2 protein-coding genes are annotated in these 5212 nt (G+C 69.0%); both read right to left on the reverse strand.

Annotated features, from left to right (window positions below):
- Window positions 1-37: 37 nt before the first annotated feature.
- Entirely contained in the window at window positions 38-4756 is a 4719-nt protein-coding gene (locus tag AOK24_RS12920) for a DUF6531 domain-containing protein (protein ID WP_055720204.1), read from the reverse strand.
- A 168-nt stretch (window positions 4757-4924) separates the two neighbouring features.
- Window positions 4925-5125, reverse strand: coding sequence for a phosphotransferase (locus AOK24_RS12925; RefSeq protein WP_159051860.1), 201 nt, complete (start codon window positions 5123-5125; stop codon window positions 4925-4927).
- Window positions 5126-5212 lie beyond the last annotated feature (87 nt).

Below are 5212 nucleotides of genomic sequence, written 5' to 3' on the forward strand. Positions count from 1 at the left end.
GGTCAGGTCGGGGGTCATCGGGGGAGGGGTCCTTTCTTCACCGTTTCCGGTTCCAGATCGTGAAGATGTTGGTTCCGCCGGCGTCGCTGCCGTGCGGGTGCATCTGGAAACCGTTGCTGCCGTGGGCCTCGATGGTCACGCCGAGGGGGATCTTCGCATGGTGATCGGCGTAGATGGGGGTCACGCTGTACTGGATGATCTCGTTGTCGTTCTTCACGGCGTTGCGGATCTGGAGTTCGACCTGCCGCATGACGGGTGAGTTGGCGTAGCTGTGCATGGTGACGAAGTTCCGCGGGTCCTTGTTGGAGCCGCCGATCATCGCGGCGAGCAGGTGGGCGCGGTTGTATCCCTGCCCTGAGGCCCATCCGGCGGGGTCCACACTGGGGTTGGTCTTCCCGCCGAGCATGTCGCCGGTGATGGTGGCGTGCATGGACGTGGCCCGGTTGTGCGGGCCGAGCGCGCCGTACTGGACTCGGTCGCCCCAGGTGACGTCGCCCTCGTCGCACGGGGTGAGACCCAGGGGGTCGCTCAGAGAGTGGGGGTTGTCGACGTAGGCCAGGGGGTTGGGGGCGGGAAGCAGGCCCAGCGGGTCCGGCGTGAGGTAGCGGGCGGATTCCGGGTCGTAGTGGCGGTGGTAGTTGTAGTGCAGTCCGGTTTCGGGGTCGTAGTACTGGCCCGGGAATCGCAGGGGGGTGTAGGCGGTGGCGTCCTTGTTCCAGGTGGTGGTGCCCCAGAGCGTGGCACGGGTGCGCCAGGCGACGGTGCCGGTCTCGTCGACCAGTTCGGTCGGGGTTCCGATCTGATCGGTGATGATCGCGAAGAACCGCTGGTCGATGACGTCTTGGGGTGCGTGGACGAGCGCTTTGGTCTCGGTCTGGGTGATCGGGGTGCGACCGTCGTGGTCCCAGGTGAGGGTGAGCTGTTCGGGGGCGTCCGGTGTGCTGGTGGTCTGTTCGCAGAGGGTGGCGCCGTCCCAGGTGAAGGAGGTGCGTTCGAGGACGGTCGTGCCGTCGTCGGCCATGCGGAGTTTCGCGGTCCGTCGGCCGAGCGCGTCGTAGGCGTAGCGCCAGAGGGTGCCGTCGGGGGTGGTGACGGCGACGAGCTGGTCCTCGGCGTTCCACTCGTAGCGCCAGGTGTCGGGTTTCCGGGACAGGCGGGTCTTCTGGCGCAGGACGATCCGTCCCAGTGCGTCGTGCTCGTAGCGGACGTGGCCGGCGCGGGTGATGCGGGTTCCGTCGTAGGTACGCGGGCCGGTCGCGTCCTGCCCGGGGTGCCCGGTCGGCCAGGCCGCGGTGGTCTGGTTGCCCGTCGCGTCGTAGCCGTAGCTCTCGTCCCAGTGCGCGCCGTGGACGGCGGTGACGCGTCCGGCCGGGTCCAGGTCGAACTGCCGGAGGCCGGTGTGCAGGTCTTCGGCACTGGTCAGGTGGCCGTCCGCGCGATGTGTGTACGTCCTGCGCTGGATCAGCCGTCGGTCGCTGCCGGCGGTGACGGTTTGGCCGGTGAGCAGGCCCGAGACGCCGTAACTGCTCGTCACGGTCGTGAACTGGCCGATGTCGCGGACGAGTTCGCGCCCCGCCGGGTCGTGGGTGAAGCCGACCGTCCGTCCGGACACCGTCATGCGGACGGGGTCGACAGTGCCGTGCTCCCAGGCGGTGACCGCTCCTGACGGGGTGGTCCGTGTCCGGCGTCGGCCGGTGCTGTCGTAGGTCAGGTGCAGCTCGGCGCCGTCCACGGTCTGGGTGGTCAGGCGGCCGACGGTGTCGTAGGCGAACTCCAGGACGGTGTCCTGGGTGGTGGCGCGGGTGAGACGTGAGGCGGTGTCGTAGGTGTAGGAGGTACGGATATCGGGGGCCGTCTTGCCGGTCAGGCGGCCGGCCTCGTCGAAGGTGTACGTAAGGGTCTCGCCCGCCGCGTTCGTACGGGTCGTGGGCCGGCCCGCCGCGTCGTAGGCGTAGCGGCTGGTGCGGCCGTCGAAGTCGGTCTCGGCCACCAGGCGGCCGACCGCGTCGTAGACGTAACTCCACGTCTGTCCGAGGGAGTTGGTGACCTGAGTGAGGCGCTGTTCGGTGTCGTGCCGGAAGCGGTGCCCGGTGCCGTCCGGAGCGGTCCGTGACAGGGGGAGGTCGAAGGGGCCGTAGGAGAAGAGGGTGCAGGCGCCGAGGGCGTCGCGGTGGCTGGTGCAGTTGCCTTCGCCGTCCCAGGCCCACTGCTCGGTGCTGCCGTCGGCGGCGGTGCGCTGGACCAGGCGCCCTTCGGCGTCCCAGACCAGTGCGGTGGTGTGGCCGAGCGGGTCGGTGAGTTCGACGGCGCGTCCCAAGGCGTCGTATCGGGCGGTGGTCGTCGACTGCCGGGGATCGCGGATCTTGGTGGGCAGGCCGGCTGGGTTCCTTCGTACGGTCGTCGTCGCGCCGAGCGGGTCGATTACCTGCGTCACGGCGCCTGCCGCGTCGTGGGTGAACGTGTAGGTCGCCCCGTCCGCGTTGATGAGGGCGGTTCGGTTTCCGCGGGAGTCGAAGCGCTGGAGGACACGTGCGCCGTCGGGGCCGGTCAGTTCCACCGGCAGATGCAGATCGTCGTACGCGATACGAGTCCCTGTCCCGCCGGGCTCGGTGACGTGGGTCAGGTCTCCGCCGGTCCATTCCCAGCGAGTCGTGCGGCCCAGGGGATCGGTACGGGTGAGGAGGTGGTCGCGGTCGTCCCAGGTCTGGGTGGTGGTGTTCCCCAGTGGGTCGGTGATCGCGATGACCTGGCCGTGCGGGTTGGCGCGGTAGCGGGTGGCGTGGCCGAGGGAGTCGGTGTAGGTGGCGGTGGTGACGCCGCTCTCGTCCGGACCCGCGTACGCGATGGTCGAGTTGAGGATGCCGTCGGTGCCGCGGGTGGCGGTCACCCGGCCCTGTACGTCGTACTCGTACGTGAACGTCGTGCCGTTGGAGTCGCGCCAGCCGGTGATCCGGTGTTCTCCGTCGTAGGTCAGGTGCAGCGGGGCGTCGACGGCGTTGCGGACCTCGGTGAGGTCGGCGCTGGTCTCGTCGTAGGCGAATGTGCGCAGAGCCGTGGGAGAACCCTCGGTGAGGGCGTGCAGGGCGGTTATTCGGATCTGGCCGGCCGTGGTGGCGGTGGTGATCCGGAGGCGGTAGCCGCCGGTGTGGGTGACGGCGAGCGGCGCGTCGTTCTCGCCTCGCTCGATGGCGATGACGTTGTGGTTGCGGTCCTCGATCGCTGCCAGCCACCAGGTGTCCGAGCCCGTGGTGGCGGGTTCGAAGTGACGGGTCAGACCGGTGAAAGGATTTTCCACGGTCAGGACGTACGAGGCGCCGTGCGTGACGTAGGTCAGGGGCAGGGGCGTGCCGACGACGGGAAGGACCCGGTCGCCGGGGAGATCCGGGCGGCGGGGATAGACCAGGACCGAGCCGTCCTCCCGGTACCACCAGATCCCGCCCGACGTCTTGTTGTCGACCAGCCGTTCGTCCAGGGTGGACGCCCACGACGGGCCGAAGAAGCGTCCCGCCCGGTAGTCGCTGAGGTGGGTGCGGCGCAGGGTCAGGGGGAGGACACCCGGCAGGTCCGCGTCGGTCTGCGCGAGCATCATCTGGCCGCTGGCCATGTCGATCGGATCGCCGCACCATTCCCTGTTGTCGAGAGCGTGGGACTGGCGGGAGAGCTTCACCTGGTCGATCTTCAGACCGTCGTCGCTCTTGCGGCCGGAGGCGGGAGTGCCCCCGTGCCTCTCCGAACCATCCCCCTTGCCGTCGTGTTTGCCGACGTCGACGCTCCTCGCCCGGTCGGCGACGCCGAGGTCGGTGTTCTTGTGCAGCCGCGAAGCCGCACGCGTGCGCTCCGGGATCGTCTCCGTGATGTGCTTGGCGACCTTGTCGAGGGCCTTCTCCGTCCCCTTCAACCCGCCGTGCAGCACACTGTCGAACGCCTGCGTGAACGGGTCCCGGCCCTTGCTCCGTCCGAACGCACCCCTGGCCCGCCCCAGCGGCGAGGACGCCGCCACCCGCAACTCCCCGCCGTGCCACGCGACTTTCCCCGCACCGCCCTCGAACTCGGTGTGATCGATCCGGGTGACCTTCTCCGCACCGCCTCCACCGGTCCCGCCACCCCCGCCTCCGGCCGAGGCGATCTGCATACCGCCATGCCCGCCCTTGCCGCCGTGCCCGCCGGCGCCGTCCGGCATCGAGAACGCGCCCTCCGCCAGGTCGAGCACCATGTCCTCGACCATCGCCTCCAGCTTCGCGTTGACCGGCTCCGTGACCTTCGCGATCACCTCGTCGACGATCCGGTCCACCGCCTCGTCGACGATCCGCTTGACGACCTGACGCATCGCCGCGATCTCGGCCGCACCCAGCACCGCCGACAGGCCCCCCGTCACCCACGCCAGCCCGATGGACAGGCCCACCGACCCGGCCATGACGGCGAGTTCGGCCTCCGCCTTCGTCTTCATCCCGAAGACGATGTCCGCCAGAACATCGCACGCGTCCGCGAACAGCCGCGCCAGCTCCGGGAGTTTCTCCAGATGACCGGCCTTCACCTGGCCCCAGTGCCGCTCCATCGCGTCCACGGCCCAGCCCTCGGACGACGACAGGATCCGCGCGAACGCGAGGTGTGCGTCCGCGCCGTGGCCCTCGAAGTTCTCCGCGAACTCCCGCATGGCCGTGGCCATCTCGCGGTAGTCGTCCTCGTCCACGTTCGGGAACTTGATCCCGATGAAGTCCAGAACCTCATCCAGCCAACCCGGAATCGTGTAACCCATCCCCGTGCCACTCCCCGCAGCCCTGCATCCGTTTGTTCGGACATCGTTCAAGCGTTGCGGTCGAGAACCCTAGTAGGCGAGGACGCCACTCGTGCAAGCAGGCGAAGAGCATCTGGTCCGAGCGACGGGCTATCCCGGCAGGATGACCAGGCAGTTCAGCGCGTCTCGCTACTCGGGGAGGAGATGGCGGCCGTAGCTGCGGTAGAAGCCGGCCTTCAGCGCGGGAACGTCGAGCCAGCGGCAGGCGAACGGGACCAGGTCCACGATCACGGGCGCGAACCGTGCGCGGCTGAAGTCGACCAGAGCGAGTTGGCTCTGCTCGGGCCAGACCCAGTGCCATTCATGCGGGTTGCCGTGAACGAATCCCAACGGGAGGTACGGCACAGTTCCTGTGCCGTACTCAGCACCAACTGCCGCTCCTGGACCGGTAACCCCTAAGAGCTTGTCTCACGTGGC

This window comes from Streptomyces niveiscabiei (assembly GCF_001419795.1).
GTDB lineage: Bacteria > Actinomycetota > Actinomycetes > Streptomycetales > Streptomycetaceae > Streptomyces > Streptomyces niveiscabiei.

Coding starts and splice junctions, on each gene's coding strand:
- AOK24_RS12920 (WP_055720204.1), bottom strand. CDS start 4,756: ATGGGTTACACGATTCCGGGTTGGCTGGATGAGGTTCTGGACTTCATC.